The organism is Streptococcus oralis, assembly GCF_026782345.1.
Taxonomy (GTDB): domain Bacteria; phylum Bacillota; class Bacilli; order Lactobacillales; family Streptococcaceae; genus Streptococcus; species Streptococcus oralis_CK.
On the sequence record NZ_JAKUWI010000001.1, the window covers coordinates 1098343 to 1122885 of the forward strand.

Annotated in this window: 10 protein-coding genes; 1 reads left to right on the forward strand and 9 read right to left on the reverse strand. The window is 41.8% G+C overall.

Annotation, left to right across the window (positions count from 1 at the left end; all coding sequences use genetic code 11):
• Window positions 1–107 precede the first annotated feature (107 nt).
• The 3 genes from MK405_RS05445 to MK405_RS05455 all read right to left on the reverse strand — a co-directional run bounded on the left by MK405_RS05445 (window position 108) and on the right by MK405_RS05455 (window position 17214).
• Window positions 108–8354 carry an SIALI-17 repeat-containing surface protein gene (locus MK405_RS05445; protein ID WP_268704518.1) on the reverse strand — a complete coding sequence of 2749 codons (8247 nt, stop codon included), beginning with the start codon at window positions 8352–8354 and terminating at the stop codon, window positions 108–110.
• 140 nt (window positions 8355–8494) lie between these two features.
• On the reverse strand, window positions 8495–14962 hold the full coding sequence (locus MK405_RS05450) for a SpGH101 family endo-alpha-N-acetylgalactosaminidase (RefSeq protein WP_268704519.1): 6468 nt from the start codon (window positions 14960–14962) through the stop codon (window positions 8495–8497).
• Window positions 14963–15231: 269 nt separating this feature from the next.
• A complete protein-coding gene (locus MK405_RS05455; protein ID WP_084872514.1) occupies window positions 15232–17214 on the reverse strand; it encodes a peptide ABC transporter substrate-binding protein in 1983 nt (660 codons plus the stop codon).
• Between the two features lie 249 nt (window positions 17215–17463).
• On the opposite strand from MK405_RS05455, the gene rfbD reads away from it, so the two are divergent.
• The gene (gene rfbD, locus MK405_RS05460; RefSeq protein ID WP_084852694.1) at window positions 17464–18318 is read left to right on the forward strand and encodes a dTDP-4-dehydrorhamnose reductase; all 855 of its coding nucleotides are present in this window, start codon (window positions 17464–17466) and stop codon (window positions 18316–18318) included.
• 60 nt (window positions 18319–18378) lie between these two features.
• Here rfbD and rfbB read toward each other — a convergent pair whose 3' ends face one another.
• The 6 genes from rfbB to MK405_RS05490 are packed head-to-tail and all read right to left on the reverse strand — an operon-like array spanning window position 18379 to window position 24464.
• Window positions 18379–19425 (reverse strand): dTDP-glucose 4,6-dehydratase, encoded by a 1047-nt coding sequence (gene rfbB, locus MK405_RS05465; RefSeq protein WP_084872512.1) that lies wholly within the window; start codon window positions 19423–19425, stop codon window positions 18379–18381.
• 18 nt (window positions 19426–19443) lie between these two features.
• Window positions 19444–20037, reverse strand: coding sequence for a dTDP-4-dehydrorhamnose 3,5-epimerase family protein (locus tag MK405_RS05470; protein WP_000131469.1), 594 nt, complete (start codon window positions 20035–20037; stop codon window positions 19444–19446).
• Entirely contained in the window at window positions 20038–20907 is an 870-nt protein-coding gene (gene rfbA, locus MK405_RS05475; RefSeq protein ID WP_033583813.1) for a glucose-1-phosphate thymidylyltransferase RfbA, read from the reverse strand. It abuts the gene before it with no gap.
• 27 nt (window positions 20908–20934) lie between these two features.
• The gene (gene glf, locus MK405_RS05480; RefSeq protein WP_033583815.1) at window positions 20935–22035 is read right to left on the reverse strand and encodes a UDP-galactopyranose mutase; all 1101 of its coding nucleotides are present in this window, start codon (window positions 22033–22035) and stop codon (window positions 20935–20937) included.
• 13 nt (window positions 22036–22048) lie between these two features.
• Window positions 22049–23047 (reverse strand): acyltransferase, encoded by a 999-nt coding sequence (locus tag MK405_RS05485; RefSeq protein ID WP_033583817.1) that lies wholly within the window; start codon window positions 23045–23047, stop codon window positions 22049–22051.
• A gap of 1 nt (window position 23048) precedes the next feature.
• Window positions 23049–24464, reverse strand: coding sequence for a flippase (locus tag MK405_RS05490; RefSeq protein ID WP_033583819.1), 1416 nt, complete (start codon window positions 24462–24464; stop codon window positions 23049–23051).
• Between the last annotated feature and the right edge of the window lie 79 nt (window positions 24465–24543).

Sequence of the window (24543 nt, forward strand, 5' to 3'; positions counted from 1 at the left end):
AGCAAAAGCCTGAGAAGAAATCTTCTCAGGCTTTCTACGTACTATAAACCTCATTGAGAAAGATAAGAAACTGAGTTCGTAATCTTGTTAAGAGATTTTACTAAATACTAGTCTTTCTTTGTTTTTGCTACAAAGAGAGCAGATAGGGCTAGGCTAACACCTGCTAGGAAGAGGGCTGTGTCAGATTGACTTTCACCAGTTGCTGGCAAGCTTTGTTCAGCTGTTTCTGGTCTAGCTATTTCTTGCTTATAATCTGGCATCTTACCTTGATCGGAAGCTAAAGAGCTAAGTTTAAACTCAGGTTTCTCTACTGTTGGAGCGGCTTGGTTACCTACTGTCGATAATGGGCCTGTGTACTCTGGTACTTCATGTACCAAAGCTTCAACTGCATTGACACCGCCCTGGAACTCATGCTTCTCAACTGTCGGAGCTGGTTGGTCACCTACTGTCGATAATGGGCCTGTGTACTCTGGAAGCTCATGTACCAAGGCTTCAACTGCATTGACACCACCTTGAAACTCAGGTTTCTCTACTGTTGGAGCAGTTTGGTCACCTACTGTTGCTAATGGGCCTGTGTAGGCTGGTACTTCATGTACCAAGGCCTCAGTTGCATTGACACCACCCGTGAATTCAGGAACCTCAAGAACGGGTGCTGGTTCTTCGCCCTTGCTTGATTGAACAGCTTCTTCTGTTAATTCTTGATAGAAGCTCGCCAATTCATAAAACTCAGCCTTGCCGCCTTCCCAGACTAATTTGACGTCTAGAAGAGAGCCACCATTTCGGATAGCAAAAGTTTGGAGACTAGATGTAATGGCACCGAGGTCTAGCCAACTGTCTTGGCCATCCTTAAGTGTTCTAGCAAGAACACGTGCTTGCGCTCCTTCAGGAAGACTGGAAACGAGACGAAGGTGGTTGGCTTTGGTTGGTTCAGATAAGTGATACACCAATTCGCCCTTATCTTTTTCAGACTTGTAGCTGGTCAAGACTTTGCCGTCTACAAGATTATTATAAAGGTTGCCTTGGCTTTCTCCACTACTTCCTTCTACTGTTGGATCATTGATTGGTTTGACAAACTCACCATCGTTGATGACCAATTCTGTAAAGCCTACAAACCGGGCATCATAGTCTGCCGTATAGAGGACACGGAGATAGTTAGCTTTGACTGGTGTCGCCAATTCTCCTTCGATGTAGCGATTTCCTGGCATCTTAGAATCATGTGTCCAACCATCTGTCAATGAATCATCGTGTTGGCTATTGACCACACCATCTCCTACTGTCACGACATCTGTCCAAGTTTTACCGTCTTGGCTGACTTGGATCTTACCATCACGAAGGTAGTTTTGAGTTCCGTCTTGGATGTAGGCTCTAATCTTCTTGATAGTACGTTCGCTACCAAGTTTCAAGGTTACGTGGCCGTCTTTATGGGCGTAGTCTGAAAACTCAACGAAGTTGTTGTAAACACCGTCAAATAGTTGATCTAGGTTGTTCAGTTTACGAACATCATTGCTTCCGTATGTTGGATGAATGCCCATAGTTGTAGATTCTAGTTTGGTTGGTTGCACTTCTTTGGTTGTAACAAGGAGAGAAGTGGCTGTCACAGCTTGTTCCTGATCTGTTTTATTGACCAGACGAACATAACGTACCAAGTGGCTCACTACAGATCTGTCTGTCAGCTGGCTAGCTGGCGTCCATTCTTGCGCATTTGCAGAATACTCTAGGCTAAGAGCTGGATTGGCCTGACCTTGGAGCTGGATGCTCTTGATCTGATGGATACGGTCAAGCTTCATACCTAGATAGCTATGAGCAGGAAGTTTGGTTCCAGCTGGAATTTGAAGCTCGTAACTGCCTAAGCTATCCACTACTGGTGTTTCCTTCAAGGCGTCGACGTTGGTGTCTGTTAACTCACTGTTTCCAGAGCGTGTCTCAACAGAGAAGTCTTGGATACGCCACCAGAGGTCGAGTGCCTTGGTATTGCGTACTCGGATGTAACGAGCATTGATCGCTCTGGTCACTTCCTTGGTTTGTTCTCCTGATAGGCGATCCAACTCTTGCCACGCCGTTCCATCTGTAGAATACTCAAGTACACCTGCAGCAAGCTTATCACCCGTTCCTTGGCGAAGTCGTACTTTAGTGACTGACTTGACTTCACCGAGGTCAAGTTGTGCCCAGGCATCTACTGGTGTCGTATTGCTACCGTCAGCATTTGCCATCATGGCTTCTGTATTGTCCTTGCCATCAGTGATTTGACGGGCTGAGGTATTTAGTTTGTAAACTAAGTTTGAGCTTAGACTAACTGTCGTTGCTTGTTGGCTACGAGCTTTTTCAACTGAACGGTTGATTGCAATTTCCTGAACTGCAAACCAAGTGTTCTCGCGGTCTGCTGTCGCAATCATGCGAACTGCCTTGGCCTTGATAGTGAGATTTTCAAACTTAAGTAGGGATTCATTTCCGACATAGCTTGGCTCTTTCAAAGTTACCCAGTTATCATTTTCATCTTGATACTGCACTTCTGCCTTACTAAAGGTATCACGTGGATTTGCCTGCGTCCCCATAGCAAAGGTCAAGGTTTGGATCGCTACCGGCTTGTTGAACTTCATACCAATATAATCACCTGTCTTGATACTGTTTGGTGATTTAATAATCGCATGGGTTGCCAAGTCGCCATCCGTTACTTCTGCCAAACCTCCTTCTACACCTGTTCGATTGGTGATAAAGGTGCTGATGATTTGGTCTGGATGCAAGACTTTTTGAACTTCAGAAGCTAGAACTTCTTTCAAGGATAGGATAAATGGACGTATATGTTGAACACCCAATTCAGCTTTTTCCATATGGTCTACATAATGGAAGGTGTGAGTTTGAGACTGTTCGTACAATTTCAAACCTTTATAGTAGCTATCCCAAAGTTTGGCTGCATCGTTTGTAGCCATGGCTTCAGTTCCTGTAAGGAAGGCATCAAGAGCATTCATTTGGTCGATTGCATTATCCAACCAATAGTGGATTTGGGCAACCATTTTTTTATCGCCTGATGCTTTATAGAGCTCAGCTGCTTCTTTAATCTTGGCAAATTCTGCTCGCAAGGCTGCACGTTCCGCAGTCATATCCTGACCTGCTTTGAGCTTGGTCATGAAGTCTGTTAATTTTGGAGCCAAGTCTACAGATTCTTCCAGTTTGACGACACGATTATCCATGTTTTGGTTGATCATGTGCTTACCAAGTTCGCGGAAGGCTGCTGATACCTTGCTATCTTCAAAATGACCATTTTCCACAAAGTTGAAGGCAATGTCATTGATTTTCTTAGCTTCTTCTTCTGATTTCCACTGTTTCCATGAGTATTGAGCTCCTGAAAAGAGGGCAATCTTAGATGGTTCAGACTGTTGCATTGGGTTCAACATGATACCAGATAGCAAACTTGGATCCACATTTGGATGAAGGAATTTCTCACCACCACCTAGAATCAAGTGTTGTTTAGAGTTATCAGTTACAGGCCAGTTAATCCAAAGTGAAACTGGGCGATAGGTCTTGCCACCTGCGGATAGATTGTTCTTGAGAGTTGAAAGGAAGCTTTCAGAGACTTCACCCCAAATCTTACCACCCGTCAAGGTCATGGATGTTGATCTTGGGAGATTTTCATTGAGGGATTTCAATTCGTCCTCACGTCCATTACCCCAATACTGGCCAGGAACAAAGATCATTTCTTTGCGAAGACCACTGTAAGTTCCCTGCATTTCAGTCAACCACTTGGTCATATCTTGCATCAAGCGGTTGTAGCTATTGTAGCCTCCGACTGGGCTTGGAGCATCATCTGCAAGGATACCAAATTCGCGGACACCCACTTTCATCAACTGGGTAAATTTAGCCTTGATGGTTGCCAAATCTTCTTGGTAATGCGCTTCATTGCCAAAGCGGATGCGGTTGTTCATGAATGGATGGATAGTCCAGACATAGCGTGTTTTACTTTGATTTCCGACACGAGCAAGTTCACGGATTTCAGCTAGTTTTTCTTCTGGATAGAGTTCTCGCCATTTCTTGTTGTGGTACGGATCATCTTTTGGTGCAAAGAAGTATTGGTTCAATTTCAAATCGCCACCAAAACGCATGAGCTCTGCACGATCGGCATTCGACCATGGATTTCCATAGTAACCTTCGATGAAACCACGGTTCTTGAGCTCTGCGTAATCTTCTACTGTCACATTACGAAGGACTGGCACTTGGCTTTCCTTGAGCATGTGTTTCAAGGTTGTCAAACCATAGAAAACTGCATCAGTGTCTTTTCCGACGATGGAAATCGAGTTATCCTTGATGCTCAAGACATAGGCGTCAATCTTGTCAAAGAGACCTGCTGAAACATTGGACAAGTTTTGCTCTGCTTGTGAGCCTTGTCCATGCACCCCAAGATAGATATTAGTTGCGCCAGCGATTGCTGCCTTACCAGTTGTATAAGATACTTGATTGTCCTGCAAGACACTCTTCAAGCGATTGCGAGTATAGATATCGAGTTGATCGCCCATGACCAGATTGACTTGCTTACGAAGGGCTGTGACTCCTTCTCCATAAGTCACTTTTTGTGGCGTTGGGAAGACCTTGTACTCTTTCTTGAGATAGTCTGCGCTCTTGCTAGCAGCTGCAATGCTGTCTTCGCTAGCTGGTTTACTTGCAGTGAATTGATCTGCCAATTCAACTGTTCCATCACCGGTTTGGTCTACTTTTGGTTTTTCAGGTGTAGTTGGTTTTTCTGGTTGACTTGGTGCAGGCGTTTCTTGCTCTTTTTTAACAGGTTTCAATAGATGAACTTCAGCTGCACTTGCAAAGCCACCAACGCCTTCCAATACTTTCAACTCAATCTTGTTGGTATGCACCGCCGCAAAGTTGACTGTTTTTTCTTGGGCGTTGTTGTCCCAGTTTCCTTCTGAAACCTTGACCATTTGGCCATCTTTTTGTGCGTAGATTTCGTAGCGTGTCACAACACCATTTCCACCACCTGGGCGTGGGAGATAGGTCAAGCCATTGACTTTTTCTGCTTCTTTCAAGGTCATAGTAAGGGTGTATGGCGCAGTGTCACCAGTCCACTTAGTATGCCAGAAGGTATTTGGATCATTGTCAAAGGCCTTTTCAACAGCGCCTTCAGTCGCGTTTCCTGGAAGTTGCTGACTGCTTGCGGTTGCTGTAATCTTATCATTTGAAATCAAGCGAGGATTTACAAATGGTTTGTCTGACAACTCTGCGCTATGCAAGATTCCTTTGAAACCACCGATACTTTCAAGCGGTAGTACCAAGCTATTGTGGGCAAAGCGAGGGTGGGCTGGATTTGCAATACGCTCAATCTTTTCACCATCCACATAGACTTCGGTTGATTGTGGTTTGGTCACGATAGAGATTTTATAACGTTTGTTCTTTTCAAGTTTTTTATTGAATTGGATATGGAACTGTTCAAACTGGTAAGCAAGATAACCGTCTTTATCAGCTAGATAGATACGATTGTCCCCACTTGTTGAGAAGGTTTGTTCCCCGTCTCCAGTGACAGTTACATCAAACTTCAAGACGTGACTTGGACCAACATCGCCAGCCAAACCTTCGATACTGCTATCTTTCTCAAAAGCCAATCCCTGTTCGCTTGCCTTCACCTTCTTGCTTGCATAGTTCTTGACTGTTTCAGAATTGATGGTAAACAAGTCGCTTTGATCAATCTCTTTATCAGGATTTGACTGTGGCGCATAAGGGCTCGTTGGTAGGGTGCGTTCTGCAAAGGTCGCAGCTGCACGGTCAGATCCCCAGGTTCGTTCTGCAGTGGTTTGCATGCTCTTGAAGAAGCGTTTGAAGATGTCATAAGAGGTCAAACCGGTCTCATGAAGGTCGATATTATCATTCCAAACTGCGTGACCACCACCAAGGATACTTGGATGAGAAGCTGGTAGAAGTGGACCTCCACCTGTTCTAAAATCATTCGGTGTCCAGCTATTGTACTGACGTTCGTAGTTAGCATAGTCCCCGTAGGCTGCTTGACTATTGCTTCCACTTGGCACACTATAGGTCGGTACATCTGTGATGTTGATAATTTTAGCTCCCTGAGCAATGGCTTCATTTGGTCGTTGCCATCCGATACTCCAGATATCAACTTCTACTCCGTTCCAATCAACAGGAGTGTTCCCACGTTTCGCACTGAGTGAGCCCCAAATACGAGGGGTATAACCTTTTCCTTTAATGTATTTGATAAGGTCATTGACATAGCGACGATAGCTTTCTCTGCTACCATAGTATTCATCCGTTCCGATATGAACAGTGGACACACCATGAAGCGGTGCATCTGGACCATCGAGGAGTTTGTCATAAACTGATTTGACAAATTTAAGAGTTTCTTCGTATTTATTGTCTAGATCGAGCATGGCAACACGTTCAACATTGTGTTTGCCAGCATAATCACTCAAACTACCTTGATACATGAGGTCTGGGCGGACTTTGACAAAGGACAAGGCGTGACCTGGTGTGTCAATTTCTGGCACTAGGTTGATATGCAAGGCCTTGGCAAGTTTAATCAGATTTTGCATTTCTTCCTTGGTATAATGCTCATCTGATGTCAATTTTTGACCATTCTTACCAACAATATCTGTCTCCACACGGAAACCAGTCTTAGCGTGTTCAAGTACATACTTGAGTTGTTCTTCTGGACTTAAATTCTTACCTGCCAAGTGTTCCTTGAGGAAGATATAGTTATCGTTGAGGTGCAACTGCAAGTCGTTCATCTTGTAGTAAGCCATGTTGAGCATGATGTCTACAAGGGTGTCATAAGGGATAAATTTACGACCTGTATCCAGCATAAAGCCACGGTGGCTGAAACTTGGGAAATCACGAATTTCGCCATTTTGGAGGTTACTTTCTCCCATTTGAAGAAGAGTCCGAGTGGCGTAGAAGGCTCCTGTGTTTGTGGCAGCTTCAATGGTAATCACATCATCTTGGATAGTGATGCCATAGCCTTCCTTGCCATAACCTTTGTTTTCAACCTTTTTAAACTCGATTCGTTTTTGAGCCTGTTTGTCACCTGTTGCAAGTTCTAATCCACGGCTAGCAAGGTCTGACTGGTAGAAGGTTGCAGCCTGATCAAAGCCAGAATCTCCTGTCGCAAGGACTGTATCTGAAGTGATAGAAGATTGGCCTTCTTTCCCATACCATTGTTGAACAGCTGGTGCTACTTTTGGTTTCACACCCACACCTTCGTCCTGATGTAGGCCCTTGATGACTACTTCAAACTCTTTTGTAAAAGTATGGCTATGGCTGTCTTTGATTTGCTGCACCATAACCTTAACGCGTTGATCTGTCAGAGGTTTATGGATACGATTTTGAAGGTCAATCACACCTTGCTTGTTGCTTCCTATAAGGCTAACTTTCCCTGGTAAAGTTGGTAGAACAAGCGACTGTCCGTCTTCTGCTACTGTTAGTTCGGTTACTTGGCGGATATCCGTTACCTTACTATGGTCCGGAACGTTTGAATAAGCTCGAATTTCTTGGATTCCAACATTTCTCCAACCCATTGTGCCAGCTTGGTAATCATTGACCTCCAATTTGAGGTACTTAGCTTGGATACTGTCAGCTAGGTCAACTTTCTCGTCTAAAACAGGTTCTCCGGTTTTGGTATGAGCGAGTTTCCATTGTTTTTCTCCGTTAGCCCCCACATCTTCTTGACCTGCGTAGTAGAGACTCCAAGATTTGATATTTGGGTCATTTTGCCCATTACGAAGACGACGATCCCAGTCAATTTCTACATGCTTGATGAGAGTAGTTTTTGGAAGAGTTAATTCGAAGGTTGGTTTTGGTACATCTCTATCTGTTGCCCAACGAGTATTGTCATCTCCATCAATGGCCTTATCTGCAGTAAAGTTTGTCCCAGTCTCATGGTTGCTCGCCTGGGCAGTAGCACCCTCGAGATGGTTGACATCTTCTCTATCTTCGATTGTCTTTTCAGCCGGTTTTTCTGCTGGTGTAGTGGTTTCCGCAGGTTGATTGTCTGCCTTTGGTGTTTCAACCGGTTTCGGCGTTTCTGCTGGCTTAGGACTTGTCTCTGGTTTTGCCTCTTCACTTGCTGCAGGATTGGTTCCCTCATCAGTCGCTGGAGTTTCTTCATGGCTTGCTTCTGTTGCAGCTTCTGCATCCGCCTTTTCAAGCGCAGCGGCTAAATCATCTGGTAACTTATCTAGGGCCTCAACATGAGTAATACTTCCCTCTGTCTCTGAAGGTGTTGCTGTTTCTGCCGCCTGAACCATATTGGCGCCAAAGATACTAGCACCAATCATAACGGAGGCTGCACCGATTGCAAATTTTCTTATACTATAGTGACAGCGTTTCTCAAAAAAATGTCTATCCATCTTTCTCCTATTCCTTTCATCCGCATACATGAGTAAGCGGTATCATTTCTCCTTTGAAAAAGGAGAGAACCAAGAGATCCTCTCCGGCTGTTTGTTCCTTTTTGATTCGAGTTGCTTTGAACAGCTGAAATCAAATCCCATTAATCTTCTTTACGTTTTGACGCAAGGACCGCAGCAGATAAAGCGATACTCACACTTGCTAAGAAGAGGGCAGCTTCTGAACCATGTTCTCCTGTAGCAGGAAGTTTCTCTTCTTTATCTTCCAGAGTTTGGGTATCAGATACTGGGCTTGGAGTGAGCGGGTACTCAGGTTTTTCAACTGTTGGAGCTGCTTGATCTCCAGCGGTAGCCAATACACCTGTGTAGGCTGGTTTCTCGTTTACCAAGGCTTGAACCGCATTGACGCCGCCCTTAAACTCTGGGGCTTCATTGACAGCTGCTTCAACTGCATTAACCCCACCCTTGAACTCAGGGACTTCATGTACAGCTGCCTCTGCCGCATTAACTCCTCCCTTGAACTCAGGAACTTCATGTACAGCTGCTTCTGCTGCATTGATGCCACCTTTGTATTCTGGGGCCTCATTGACAGCTGCTTCTGCTGCATTAACACCGCCCTTAAACTCTGGGGCTTCATTGACAGCTGCTTCTGCTGCATTGACGCCGCCTTTGAACTCAGGTACATCAAGAACTGGTGGTTGTTCTTCCCCCTTGCTACTTGTTGGAGCGTCTGGTTTCGTAGCAGAATCTTTTAATTGGTTGAGATAGTCTGCGAAGTAGGCCACCATTCTTTCCGTCAAGAGATGGTTATCCGTCGCATATTTCATGCTCGCCTGAACGCTAGCCACTTCCTCTTGATTGTCCTTGTCTGTTAATTTCTGCGCCTTAGCCAAAGCTGCTTCATAGCCAGACATGTCAAGCTGTGTTTCTGCTACCTGTGGACGGGTAAAGATGAGTTCCGCTGCAGATTGGTATTTATCGCCACCATCTCCGTAAGTCTTGGTACCTGTAAGGACAATTTTCTTAGCCTTGATTGTCTTGCCAAAGTCAATGTCTTTTGGCTTGTTGTTATCTGGCCAATCTGTCACGGTGAAGGTATGTTCTTTACCAGACTCATCTGTGACAACCAGTTTCACATCACGCAAGTTACCATTTGAACCTGATCCACGTGGAACATAGCGAAGTCCAGTGATTTCAGTTGGTTCTTTCAAGACCATGGTTGCAGGCTTGCCTACATCTCCACCATTCCAAGATGTATGCCATAGACTAGACACATTGCCATCAAAGGCATTCTCAATACCTTCACCTGGTTGAGCTGGCGCATCCAAACTTTCAAAGTCTTCTGCTACCAAGGCTGTCTTCTTCTGAACCAAAGCATTCTTCAGAGCTTCAATCTTGGCAATTTCTGCACGCGCATCTTCAACACTGATATCATCATCGGCCTGACTGAGATTAAAGACTGCTTCTTTCAAGGCGTCCATAGACTCTTTCGTATAGTTGGTCATGGCAACCGTTGGCAAGTAGTTCTTCAGAGCATTTTCTGTCAACATCTTACCTGTTAGGGTAATTTCCTCGATGTGAAGATTGTCCATCATGAAGTCGTTGTAACCACGGAAGTTGGCATTTCCGCCAGAATCTCCACGAGTATTGCTTGCGTTTCCAGTTGAGTAGATACCTACCCAAGTATCGCCTGTTTCTGCACCTGTCACAAGGAAGGTTGCCTTCTTGGCTTTCTTAGAATCCGTCCAAGTATTTGGCAATTCATGCATTTCCAAGTTGCTTGCTTGAGTACCACGACGACCTGACTGGAATTCTCCCTTACCAACTACAAAAGCATAGGTATTGTCTGATCCAGCTTCGTATTCAAAGGTTACACGGTAGGTCTTACCAGCTTCAAAGCGGAAGTTTTGTGGGATGGTTTGGTAAACCAAGTTACGACGGCTAACCAGTCCATTGGTCTTGAGTGACCAATTTCCATCGATAACATCATCAACTTTCTTACCGTTCCAACCACGTTGTGTATATGGATCATGCTTTTCAGACAAGTGAGTGCGGTTGTCTTCAACACCTTCGACACCGCCCACTACGAATGGGAAGATACCCTGAGCAACATTTTCAAAGTCTTGCTTGAAGGTTCCTTGACCTGTATCGTGCTTGTCCCCGTACATGCTTGAATTATTTTCAAAGGTACGAATTTCATCAAAGTAAGTTGCTTCATCACCAGCTTCACGACTCAAAGTAAGAGTAACGTTTAATACGTCTGATCCAGTTGTAAAGAAGGCATACATGTTTTGGAAGTAACTTGTATCGTCAACTGTAGCATTTTCACGACGATTGTTATGAGCATAAGCTTTGATATAGTTGAGAGCGAGTGACTTATTGGTATAAGTAGTCACTTCTTTCTCGCCAGTATTCACTGTGATACTTGCCTTAGCATTACTACGGTTATCGACACCAACATAAACCGCATACTTGGTATTTGGTTTCAAGCCAGTCAGTTTCTGAGTAAGACTGACCTTGCTCTTATTGCCTTGGATACGAAGCATTTCATTTGCGCCTTGTGATTTGACAATTTCTGCCTTGGAAGCATCACCAGAAATGGTCCAGTGTTTCAAGGTTCCACTGTTAAATCCTTGGTCATAGATGTGCATGCCTTCGCTCCATGACATTTCAGGATTGGTTTGTTTTGAACGGTAGAGAACGTATGGTTGATTTGCTAGAAGGTCTAGGGTAATCTTGCCATCTTTTACAGTTAGTTCTTGATCTTCTGTTTTACCTTGGTCAGTTAGCTTGTAAAGGTAAACCTTACTATTTGCCCAATCGCTCGGAAGTGTCCAAGTTGTTGCACCGGCCTGCGTATTGAAGTAGTACATTTTTTCCTTATCAGTAGGAAGTTTCTTACCATTCGCATCCCAGTTCCAAGGAGTCAAGTAAGCTGAGCCATCTTGGATGACACGTCCATTGAGCGTTACTGTACGTTCGCGATATTGCGGGCTATTGACATCATTTGACTTACGAGTCACAACAACCTTGTTACCTGCTGCATCGACTAGCTCAACCTTCATTTCTGGAGTCCATTTATAGGTGCTACCATTATCGGTCATGGTAACTGGCGTACCATTTTCCCATTTACTTACAGTGAAGTGTTGGAAGTACTTAGTCATGACGTCATGGGCAAAGAGGTTAGTCACGTAGCCATTGTAGTCACTTCTTCCTTGCCAGCCTTCAAAGTCTTTCATGCTGTAGCCACCTAGAAGTGGATAGTTGGCTGCACCACCATAACTTCTGTAGTCCCCAACCCAAGAATCTTTTTGGTGGTTGCGGATAAAGCGTGTGATGGCGCTGTTGATACCTTTATTAGTATAGCCACCATAGGTCAAGTCAGCTGCCCAGTGTTGGAAGGTAGAGTCGTATTCACCACCATGGCCCCACTCGATCGCAAAGCGCCAGCCTTGTTTGTTAATTTCTTTAGCAAGAACGTGAGTAGCCCAGGCACCATTATCACCTGATTGGCCATTGCCCCAAACGTCCACATAGATAAAGTCGAGACCGTCACCAAGTTTTTTCTTCAAGTCTTCCCAGCGAGCCAAGCGTCCATGCGCCAAGTCATAAGCAGCATCGATGTTGATACCTTGGTCTAGCCAATTCCAACCATAGCTGTAGCTTCCATCTGGATTCTTACGAAGAATATTTTCATTAAAGTATTTAGACTCAGGATAGGTCTCAGAAGCGTTCACGTGGATACCTAGATGAGCTCCATATTTCTTCGCTTTTTCAATCAAGGTCTTGAAGTCTTCGACACCACCAATACGTTTACCAATATCAGCATAGTTCAAGTGTCCAGAGTCGTGACCTTCACTACCATAACCTTTAAGGAGAACCCCCTGTCCAAGACCATCTGTGTGGAGATTGATCTTCTTGATACCATCCAAGGTCATAAGGAATGGGTTTTGTGCTTGAGAACCAAAGTTCATCGCGATACGATAAGCTGTAATATCCTTAACTTTTTCCCAACCTTGAGGGTTGTTCATAATGCTTCGATAAGCAATGGCACCATCTTGCCAGTCGACTTTGTTGTCAGCATTGGCATCTTCGGTGATAACAACCTTGGCACTTGGAAGTTCCTTGGTGTATTCTGGGAAAACAATGCCCTTATAAGCTTTTTCCCATTGCCATTCAGAGCTATGAATTCCGACATAGTTGGCATTTCCAACTGTTTCTTTATAGGCTGTCAAACGAGTCCAGTCATAAGAACCTCCACCGTAGCTGTTTTGAGAGTTGCTCCAAACACCTGCAGCAAGCTTATCTGTAGAAACAAATCCATACATGTAACCCTTAGCCAAATCCTTCATTGGATTGGTTACATCGATATGATCATCTCCGCTAACATGGGTATTGTTTGACATGGTTGCCCCATCAAACTTAGCACCAGCTTGATCACTCGAAACAGAGACTAAAGCATTACCAAGGAAACTAATCGTGGAAAGCAATTTTCTTTCGTCATCAATCTTTTGACCTGGAGTGACTTGATTGTGGTTGACAATCTTGGTCACATCAAAGTGCAATTGATTGTCCACAACTTGCAAGCGTACTGTCATTTCCGCATTGATAAGATTAGCATCATCGCGAAGCTTCATCAAGTACTCTGCTGTTGTCTCATTGATTTTTTTGTAGGTAACTTCAGGGGTGACTTCGTGTTTGTTGATAAATACTTTATTGAACTGTTGCACCTGTCCTGGCAAAGTATGACCATTCAGCGTGTATTCTTTGACACGAGGGAAGGCTTGGTCAATCACTGCCTTGAGGACCTTGGACTGGATCGTATCATAAGTCACCTTGCTATCGTCAACAACTGGACCTGTTTCTTTCTGGGCAGGAGTATCATCTGCTTTTACACCTTCTTGATTGTCTGTTTTAACGCTGACAACTGTACGCTCATTGCCATAGGAACCAGCTTTTAGGACGATTTTCTTCTCATTTTTGAGAGTTTCATTAACAGCTGCTGGCAAAGTGACCGTATCAAAGAGTTTCTCATCATTATTCGTTGCATTGAGTTGTCCATCTGACTTGAGGGTAATTGATAGGCGGTTAATTGATCCTGTCTCAGGCGCTGCTACACGGCCCCCCTTATACCAGGTGCTATCGGTTGGAGATTTATACTCCCAGAACCAGCCATCTTTGTCATAACCAACAAAAACATTGTTCTTGGTATCTTTAAATTTCAAGAAGACACCAAAGCGTGATTTGCCCTTTTCAGAATCATCTTTGAAGGTTAAATCAACCGTCGCATTTCCATTAGCGTCAACTGTCAATCCTTGTTTTTCAAACAAGGCTGGTTTATCGCCATTGTCGTTCTGTGCAGTTGAAGACAATTGATTGTAGCGGACACCCTTTTCTTCACGAACAGTAACTGTTCCCTGCTGTTCTTTTTTTGCTACCGTTTGCCATTCAGGGGTTACTGTCTTAGGGGTTTCAGGTTTAGCAGCTGCAGGTTTATCCTCTTTTGGTTTTTCTTCAGCCGGTTTTTCTTTCTCTTCCAAGTCTGCTGGTTTCACACTTGAAATTCCCTGCATGTGGTCCTGGATCCATTTTAGTTGAGCTGGTGAGAAGAGAATGCCTCCGCTCCGTTTTCCAACTACACCATTTTGATGAACACCGACTAGTTTGCCTTCTGTATCAAAGATACCGCCGCCACTAGCACCCGGTTTTCCTCCTTGGTAACCAATCCCTTGGACACCCTCTCCGTATGATTCCGCAAAATCAACTGTAGTATTGACAATCGGATTCAATTTCCCTTCTGGATAACCAAAGACATGGAGTTTATCTCCAATTTTCTTAACAACTGGTTTTTTAGTTACTTCAACAGGCGTATTTTCTAGAACTGTACGCAATCTCACTAGGGCCAAATCATTTTTGAAGCCCTTCAGATAGCCTTCACGATCCCAATGAATAATATCTTTCTTGCTAAACTTGACATCTGGCAATCCCGGATATGAGATGCTATAGATATCTCCATCCCCTTGATCATTGTCCACAACCTTACGGATATTACCGTCTTGGCTGTCCTTGATAAAGTTATGAGAAACCGTCAAAACAAGGTCTTTAGCAACGACAATACCGCTACCTTCTCCTGATGGCGTCTTAATCTTAACAGTCGCGCCGTAGTTTAATTCCCCATTGGTAGTCTTAGCCACATCTTCTGGGACGAGCTTCCCAGTATCTTGGGCCAACTGATCCTTGTCAACTTCGCGCCCATTGTCTTCAGCTTTCTCCAACTTATCTTCTAATTCTTTTGGCAAATTGCTTGGCTTTTCAGACTTTTCTTTTTCTTGAGCCAACAACTCTTCTTCTGTTTGAGAGCCTTCAGTAGTTTCAGCCGAACCAGGATTCTGAGCGGCGGCTTCCTTGTCAAAATCGTGCCCCGCATCACTAGCCTTCTTATCCAAATCAGCTAGTTCACTTGGCAAATTATCTGTTGAACCAACCCTTGCTTGATCAGCCAATACTGGGGCAGTCGCAAAGAAAGTCGCTCCAATCATCACCGAAGCTACTCCAAGCGTAAACTTACGAATACTAAACTTACAGCGTTTTTCAAAAAATTGTTTATCCATAAACTCCTTAATCCTTTCACTTAACAGTAAGCGTTTACATTTCTTTTTTTAAAAATACTCCTTTCTCTGAAAGTACCGTGCTTAACTGTCATAAATAAAAAAATAATTATACTTTTAATATAACAAATAATATCTAAGAAAGCAATAGGAAAAAGGAAAATTCGCAAAAATTTCTCAAGACACCCCAAATTTAAAAGCTCGCTTTAAAGATATAAAAAGGACTTAGCATCCAAGAGGAATACTAAATCCTTTCTCATATCCTGTAAAATTTATTTCACATGGTTTGCGAGGTCTTCTTGAGCCTTCTTATTAGACTCTTCTTTTTCTTTCAACCAGTTTTCTTGAGCTTTTTGGTACTCTTCTGTTGTTACCGCCTTATCTTGTACATCTAGGTATTTATACAAGAGGGCTTCGCTCATACCCTTGTTACCAGAGTATGCAAACGGAAGTGTAAATGGTACCATCTTAGACAACATTGGACGACCAGTTTGAGAAGTTGTTGGGATGAGCAAGGCACTGTCTGTCAACCAAGCTTGGGCAGCAGCATATTTTTCATAACGTTTTGAAACGTCAGTAGTTTCTTCCCCAGCTTCCACAACCATTTTTTCGTAGTCTTCCAAACCAACTTGCTTGGCAGCAGCGTTGTTTGTTCCTGAGTCAAATCCTAGGTAAGTCTTTGTATTTTCCCCTACAGATGGTTTGATAATATCAAGGTAGGTAGAAGGGTCTGCAAAGTCTGGAGACCAACCAACGTTATCTGAGATATCCCAGTCTTCTCCAGCCGCAGTTTCAGCAAAGTAAGTGATGTTCAAGACATCGTCTTTTTGAAGTTGTTGGATATCGACAACCACATTATCAGATCCTAAGTTTTCTTCAACTGACTGTTTAAAAGATTGGACACGTTGAACTTTTGTTGTATTGGTTTGATCTACAGGCATATCCAAGTGGATTGGGAATTTCACACCTTCCGCTTGAAGGGCCGCCTTAGCTTTAGCAAACTCTGCTTTGGCCTTATCTGGGTTGTAGAGTCCATCTTGAGCATCATCTAAGTTCACGTTGCTCCACTCGTCACCATAAGTCACCAATTTTTCTTTGACCATTTCGCCAAAGTTCTTTCCATCTGCCTGTACAAATGTAGGAGGAACAAACAAGTTACGAAGCAGTTTAGTTGCCCCGCTTGCACCATTTACTTGAGAAGCATAAGCCGTTCTATCGAAACCAAAAGCAAGAGCTTGACGGAAGTCCTTGTTTAGAAGAGCTTTCTTGGTTGATGTTTTTTCTTCATCCGTTGTCTTAGAAGTGTACTTATAAGACTGGCGATCAATATTCGTACCTACTAAATAAGTAGTAGAGTCTTGTTGTGTATAAACAATATTGTCTTTAAATGCCTTTTCAGTCTCTGTGTAGCTAGCGCTTGTTGGGAAGAGACGAGCCATTGTAAAGCTACCGTCTTTGAAAGCTTCAGTTGGTTTGTTGGTATCTTGTCCATCCCAGAATGATAATTTAACCTTATCGATATGGACATTGTCCTTATCCCAGTAGTTAGGATTTTTCGCAAATTCGACAGAAGATTTAGCTACAATTGATTTGAGTAAGAATGGACCATTGTAGAGAATACTGCTTGAATCAGTTCCCTTAGCGAAGTCATCCCCTTTAGAGTTCAAGAACTCTTCATTTACTGGGGCCAAAACTCCCATCGTTGTCTTAGAATTCCAGAAGCTTTCTGGCTTGTTCAATGTGTACTGAACTGTATAATCATCAAGAGCCTTGATTCCTACTTGAGAGAAGTCTGTAATCTCTCCTTTAACATAGGCGTCCAATCCTTTGATTGATTCTTGAACTAAATAAAGACCATCAGATTTTTTATCAGCAGCATATTTAAGTCCTGTTACAAAGTCTTGAGCTTTGACTTCTGCGTATTCCTCACCCTCAGAGGTATACCATTTTGCATCCTTACGAAGCGTATATGTGTAAGTCAAGCCATCCTTAGATACAGACCAATCCTCAGCCATAGATGGCACAAAGTTACCATAGCGGTCATTTTCGAGCAAGCCATCGATAACATTGCTCGTAATATTTGCTGTAGCCGCTTTATTAGTTGTCAAATAGTTTAGGTTATCAGGATCCGTTTCATAGATGTATGAGAATGTCTTCTCACCTTTAGCACTTGAACTTGATCCAGAGCACGCAGCCAGAGTACCAGCTGCCAATAATGTCACACCCGCAAGGGCAAGTAATTTTGAACTTTTCATCATTTTCTCCTTTAAAATTTACATCCCATTATAGACCCTTTTCAGAAAGTTGTCAACAGAATTTTCAGAATTTTTGAATGATTTTAGCATTTTCTGAAAAAATTTTTTTGATAGATAGCCATAGTATTAAATTCCAATTTGTATAACTTACGATTTCCAAAATACAAACGGTCAAACCAAAGGTAAAAATCAGATTTTTTATCATTTTTTTGCTATGATTAACATAGAAGAAAAGCTGAGGAGGAGACAATGATATTAATTACAGGTGCGAATGGTCAGCTCGGTACCGAACTACGTTATTTACTAGATGAACGAAATGTGGACTATGTTGCAGTGGATGTGGCCGAAATGGATATCACTAATGCTGAAATGGTTGAGAAAGTCTTTGCTGAGGTCAAGCCAACTCTAGTCTATCATTGTGCAGCCTACACTGCTGTGGATGCGGCTGAAGACGAGGGGAAAGAACTGGATTTTGCCATAAACGTAACTGGAACGGAAAATGTAGCCAAGGCCTCTGAGAAATACGGAGCTACCCTTGTCTATATCTCGACAGACTATGTCTTTGATGGGAAGAAACCCGTCGGACAAGAATGGGAAGTCGGTGACCTACCCGATCCGCAGACAGAGTACGGGCGTACCAAGCGAATGGGTGAAGAACTCGTTGAAAATCTTACGTCACAACATTACATCATCCGCACTGCTTGGGTCTTTGGAAATTATGGCAAAAACTTTGTCTTTACCATGAAAAATCTTGCCAAAACCCATAAAACTCTCACTGTAGTTAACGACCAACACGGTCGCCCAACCTGGACACGTACCTTGGCTGAGTTCATGACCTACTTGACTGAAAATCAAAAAGAATTTGGCTACTACCACTTATCAAATGACTCCACTGAAGATACCACTTGGTATGACTTTGCTGTCGAAATTCTTAAGGACAGTGATGTTGAAGTAGTACCAGTAGACTCCAGCAAGTTCCCTGCTAAGGCTAAACGTCCCCTCAACTCAACCATGAGTTTAGCCAAAGCGAAGGCGACAGGTTTCGTCATTCCAACCTGGCAAGATGCCCTTAAAGAGTTTTATAAACAAGAAGTAAGAAAATAACAGATTACGACATACATAAAAAGCAAGAGAACTCAAAGTCTCTTGCTTTTTAGTATCTGATTAGTTAATTACTTTTTGCGTCTTGGCATAGTTAGCCTCGACGGCTTCTTTTTCAGATTTCCACCATTCTTGGTTGTCTGTGTACCATTTGATGGTCTCTTTGAGACCTACTTCAAAATTGGTAAACTCTGGCTTCCAGCCTAGTTCATCACGAAGTTTGCTGGCATCAATAGCATAACGCAAGTCGTGGCCAGCACGGTCGGTCACATGATCATAAGCGTCAGCTGGCTGTCCCATTTCCTTGAGAATGAGTTCCAGCACTTCTTTATTGTTCTTCTCGCCATCCGCACCAATCAAGTAAGTTTCGCCAATTTGACCCTTTGTCAAAATTGTCCAAACACCTGAAGAATGGTCATTGGTATGGATCCAGTCACGGACATTCTTACCTTCACCATAGAGTTTTGGCTTGATTCCACTCAAGATATTGGTGATTTGGCGCGGAATGAACTTCTCAATATGCTGGTAAGGACCATAGTTGTTTGAACAGTTAGAAATCGTCGCTTTCACACCAAAAGAGCGCACCCATGCTTTGACAATCAAGTCTGAAGCTGCCTTTGTTGATGAGTAAGGCGAGCTTGGATTGTACTTGGTTTCAGCTGTAAACTTCTCACCTGGACCTTCTCCATGACCTGGCAAATCTTCACGCAGAGGCAGATCCCCATAGACTTCGTCAGTCGACACATGGTGGAAACGAAGATCATATTTACGAGCTGCTTCCAATAGAGTGTAGGTCCCGATGAAGTTAGTGTAGATAAAGGGGCTCGGGTCATTGAGCGAGTTGTCATTATGACTTTCTGCCGCATAGTGAACGATCGCATCCGCTTCAGCTGCCAGCTTGTCTACCAAGACTGCATCAGCAATATCTCCAACAACCAACTCAACGCGGTCGCCTAAAATTTCTTCAATATTAGCACGATTACCTGCATAAGTCAGTTTGTCCAGCACTGTAACATGAACATCTGGAAAGTTATTATAAACATAGTGGACAAAGTTAGAACCGATAAAACCAGCTCCACCTGTCACGATGATATTTTTGTATTCAGTCATTTTTATTCCTTAACTTTTTTACAAATCTTCTTTTCTTAGTGGTTTGACATCCTTTAGCAGTGGATGATGTTTATCTGCTTCCGAAACTTCTGCTTCTGCTAGATTTTCCCACTGGATTCCCAAAGCTGGGTCTGCATAGTTGACAAAAGCATATTTAGGCTTGAGTTCAAGTGCCCAGTAGTCATTGACCAGATAGCTATAAGAAACTGTATCCGAGAGTACTTGGAAACCATTGGCTACGCCACGAGGGACAAAGATTCCCTTACTTGCATCAATCTCGGTCTGATAAACATTTCCAAAAGTCTCACCTTCACGTAGGTCAACCCAAGAACCCAGAACCTTGCCACCATCTGCTACTGAGATATACTTGTCCCAAGGTTCAGCATGGAGGCCTCGGAGAACATTTTTGCGAGAAAAGCTGACGTTGTTTTGCAGTTTCCCTTCAGCAAAGAAGCTTTCAGGAAAACCAAGCGGTAGCATCTTTTCTTTCTGAAAATTTTCCTTAAACCAGCCACGATTGTCACCATGAACCGGAATATCAAACTCTAACAAACCTGGAATGGCATCAATCTTGTGCACTGCAAGTGTTTTGCCGAAAAAATTATCTGTCATCTAGATTTCTCCAATCAAACGAAGCAAGTATTGCCCGTATTCATTCTTTTTAAGTGGTTGCGCCAACTTCAGCACATCTTCACGGCTGATATAACCCATTCGGTAGGCAATTTCTTCCAGATTAGCAACCTGAACATTTTGCATCCGTTGAACCGTTTCGATATATTGGGAAGCCTCTAATAGACTCTCATGCGTCCCTGTATCCAACCAGGCAAAACCACGTCCCATAAGCTCAACAGACAAATCCCCACGTTTCAAATAAGCATTGTTAACATCTGTGATTTCCAACTCGCCACGAGCGCTTGGTTGGATATGTTTGGCAATCTCTACAACATCATTATCATAGAAATAAAGACCTGTCACTGCATAGTTAGAGCGAGGATGCTCCGGTTTTTCTTCTATGGAAATAGCATTCATGTCTGTATCAAACTCGACCACACCAAAACGCTCTGGGTCCTTCACTTGATAACCAAAAACAGTCGCACCTTTCTCTTTCTTGGCTGCCTTTTGAAGCATTCTGCTCAAGCCAGGTCCATGATAGATATTATCTCCCAAGATCAAAGCAACACTATCGTCACCGATAAATTCTTCACCAATAAGAAAAGCCTGAGCAAGTCCATCTGGACTTGGCTGTTCCGCATAAGAAAGTTTAATCCCAAATTCGGAACCATCCAAGAGCAGATCCTTAAAGCGGGGTAAATCCTGTGGTGTTGAGATGATCAAAATGTCCTTAATCCCAGCCAACATCAAGGTTGACAAAGGATAGTAAATCATAGGTTTATCATAAACCGGCATCAGCTGTTTTGACGCAGCTCGTGTAAGAGGGTACAGTCGGGTACCTGAGCCACCCGCAAGAATAATACCTTTCATAATAGAATAACCTTTCTTCGTTATGTTTCAATTACTAAACTCTTCCTCTACCACATTCAGAGCACGCTCGATTACCACATGCATATCGTAGTATTTATAATCTGCCAAACGTCCACAGAAAATCACCTTATCATTCTGTGCCGCTTCTTCTTGATATTTAGCAAAGATAGCATTGTTTCTCTCATCATTGATTGGATAATAAGGCTCATCACCTCGCTTCCAGTCAGCAGGATATTCACGCGTAATAACTGTCTTTGGTTGCGCTCCGTATTCGAAGTGCTTGTGTTCAATGATGCGAGTATAAGGAATTTCACGCTCTGTATAGTTAACAACTGCATTTCCTTGATAGTTTTCTTCATCTAGAACTTCATGCTCAAAACGAAGACTACGGTATTCTAACTCACCATGCTTATAATCAAAGTATTGGTCAATCATCCCTGTAAAGACAACTTTTTCAGCAGAAGTCTCTAATTCTTGACGATTGGCAAAAAAGTCAACGCCAAGTTCTACTTCTAAATCCTTCAGCATATTTTCGATGATAACGTTGTAACCCCCAATTGGAATCCCTTGATAACGGTCATTAAAATAATTATTATCAAAGGTTAAACGAACTGGCAAGCGTTTAATGATAAATGGTGGGAGGTCTGTTGCAGAACGTCCCCATTGTTTTTCAGTATATCCCTTAATCAACTTTTCATAGATATCCGGACCAATCAACTTAATAGCTTGTTCTTCCAAGTTTTTAGGCTCAACATCTTTCATATGAGCCGTTTGTTCAGCTATCTTATCTTTCACTTCTTGAGGAGTCTTGGTTCCCCACATAGCATAGAAAGTATTCATGTTAAAAGGAAGATTGTAAAGACTGCCCTTGTAATTGGCTATAGGCGAGTTGATATAGTTGTTAAATTCAGCAAATTGATTTACATAATCCCAGACTTTTTTGTTTGAAGTATGGAAAATGTGGGCACCGTACTTGTGAACGTTAATACCTTCAACGTCCTCACAGTAGATATTACCACCAATATGATTACGCTTATCAATCACTTTTACTTTTTTCCCACGCTTGGTCGCTTCATAAGCAAAAATTACTCCTGACAAACCAGCACCAACGATTAGATAGTCGTACATTTTGTTCTCCTTTTTATAATTTAACAATTCGATTGAAATAAGGGATTTTCATTAACATTCCAACAATAATAAAACTAACACTTAAAGTAAATATAACAAAAAGTAAATATGCTCCTACAAAACTAAAACCAAATAGTTTTTCCCACAACTTCATAATGTAAGTGTGTATTATAAAAACTCCCATGGTTTGATTAGAAAGAAAAACAATCCATTTGTTGTTATCTTGATTCAATGCAAGTGAGAATATAGTTAGAAAAATTCCTAAACTTACAACTTTGACAAATAGAAGATCATAAAAATATTCAGCAAAAAAATTATGGTAGGTGGTTCTTGCTAAGAAAAATAATATTAAAGGCGAAACCAGGAACAAAAGTACTACGATTATTTTCATCCATCTCTTAAACCTATTTTTGATAATATCTTTGTCAAATTGAGCTATAAAGCCACCTAAAAGATAATAGAAAAACCAAGTCCATAACCTAAAGGTTTGTATAACATATGTTTGTATTGGCATTTGAAGTACAATATTTGTTAACTCAAAAATCAAACCAATAACCAGCAATACAGATAGAGTGTATAAATAACTTCTTTTTGAATTAAGGAATTTTTTCAAAATAGGCAAACATATATAAATAAGTATAAGCGCACCAAAAAACCAAAACTGGAAGAAATACCCCTTTTGTATCAAAGAACCCACAATTTTTTTAATTGGATTAACTGTAAAGTCACGTTTAAAAAGCCAAATGATTACGGACCATGACGATACTGTTATCAGAATCCACTTTACTTTCTGCAGTATATAGGAATAGGTAATCTCTCTCTTTCCTAACAATAAATAACCATTAACCATAAAAAATAAAGGAATAGAATAGGTTCCTAAATAGTATAAATATGTCGAAAAATTCCATGAACCTGTCTCTTTAAATCCCCCCATCGCTGTATGGAGTAGAACAACCCCAACACATGCAAGTACTTTTAGTAGATCTAAGTTAATATTTCGATATTTGCGCATTCTAATTTTTCCTAATTATTTGTTTTAATCCTTTCACATCTACCACTTTTAGAGATAGAATCGCAAAAAGATAAATGATTCCACCAATCACGGCAAATGCTAAAACATTTACGATTGGCGAAAAATGTATAACTGTTTTTGAAACTAGCAGGAGGCCATACATAATAGCTGATGCTAGAATAATCTTCATCATCGATCCGATAATCGGAACATCTTTTATATATTTGCGAGTAAAGAACAGTTGAATTGCCCAAACAAAGGCTTCAGTCAAGACCGAGACAATTGCAGCCCCCATATAACCAAGTTTGGGAAGAAACAACAAATTTAATCCCACACTGGTAATTGCGGGAACCGTTGTTGAAATCATAAATTCTTTATTTTTATTATGTGGAATTAAAATCTGAATTCCCATAATATTGGTCCAGCCGATAAAGAACATCCTAAAGATCATGATTGCTATCGCGAAACGTGCATCTTGAAAATCTTGACCAAGGAAAAATTGAACAAAATCGTCATTAACAATCAACATACCTGTCATAATCGGAAAAATAATCAAATTATAAACTAGAAATGAAATCTCATGCATCTTATTGACTTCTTCATGATTGTTTGTTGCTAATAAATTAGCAACTCGAGGCAACATGACGCTCCCCAATGACGTTACCAAGGTTAATAAAATATTCACCAATTTAAGTGCCTGATCATAGATTCCTACATCTTTTGTAGAGGCTAAAACTCCAAGCATCGTACGATCTAAAGTAACGTATAAAGAGATTGCTATCTGAGGAAGAAATAATAAAATAATTGGTTTCAAATGGTACCTAGCGTATTTTAAATCAACATGGGGCTTCCCAATAAACTCTCGGGCCGGCAACCACATACTTAATTGTCCCAATAGCTCAAATATTGTTAATAAGAACACATAAAGGTAAAGGTCGTTAGTAGATTTGACAAACAGGAAAATCGAGATTACCCCAACGAGTTTTACCGTAATATTTCGAACAGTAATTTTACGAAAATCCTCTAACCCTTGAAAAAGCCAGGAAATATCTAAACCTTTAGAAACTAAACTCAATCCCAAAATATAGGCTACTGGGTTTTGCATTGAAGGAAGGTTAACGCAAAAAATACAATATAAGGAGATTGAAAGGATTGTAGCACCTAATTGTAAAAAGTAGATACCCCAAAAGTTTTTATTAATCTCATTACGATGTCCAGAAATCACCTTGGTCCCATAGTTGGCGACACCTAAAGTAGCGAGCAATATAAAGTAAGTTACTATAGAACTATAATATCCATAATCACCTAACTCTTGAGAACTAAAGATTCTAGTAATATAGGGTGTAGTTATTATTGGGAGAACAACTACTAGTATCTGATATGACAAATTATAAACATAATTCTTTAAAATCTTCATCTTTAATTAACTTAGTCTTTCTAGGAGTATTTATAAAGACAGTGCAATAAAACTTAATTAGAAAAGAGAGAATAGCACC